The sequence below is a fragment of the Criibacterium bergeronii genome (assembly GCF_001693775.2).
In the GTDB taxonomy this organism is placed as follows: Bacteria; Bacillota; Clostridia; order Peptostreptococcales; family Filifactoraceae; genus Peptoanaerobacter; species Peptoanaerobacter bergeronii.
The window spans coordinates 1-600 of sequence record NZ_MBEW02000077.1; the positions used below are offsets into that span (position 1 = coordinate 1).

The 600-nt window shown below is 25.7% G+C and carries 1 protein-coding gene; it reads left to right on the forward strand.

Annotated features, from left to right (window positions below; all coding sequences use genetic code 11):
* Window positions 1-379: 379 nt before the first annotated feature.
* A partial coding sequence (locus tag BBG48_RS10855) for a hypothetical protein (protein ID WP_147292854.1) occupies window positions 380-600 on the forward strand: 221 nt, incomplete at its 3' end.

Here is a 600-nt window from a genome sequence, read left to right on the forward strand (position 1 = left end):
TTTTGTTTGGTAACTTAATTTTACAAGATATGGTCCTCTTTTTCTATACTAAGGAACAAATTTTTAGTTTACACATAATATTTTACAATATGAATTATTTTCTTAAAAAATACCTATAAAATTGAATTAAATAATAAAATAGGTATAATATAAGTTTTATAAAAGTTTATTTTGTAATGGATATCAGCTTTTATATAATGAATGGTAATGATACTTTTTAGGGCGAATGATTAATTCATTCGCCCTTTATATTACAACAATATTAAAAATTAGATAAAATATAGCACTTCTAGATGTAGTGTACTTTCGCTAATGGATATTTTGTGCTATAATTTGAAGATAAAAACTAAAGTAATATTTTGCCGTTCAGGAGGAATTGATGAAAGGTTCATCTATTATAAAAAGTATTTTCAAATTTATTTTTATATTCATTTTGGCAATATCAATTATTGTAGTGGTGATAGTTTCTGCAATAATGATAGCTGTTTCTAAAAATTTTCCGGACATAGACCAAATGAAATTGCAATCCATGCTACAAGAGACTTCCTATATATATGATGATGCGGGAAACATCTCAGAAAAGGTGCAAAGCGGTATCGA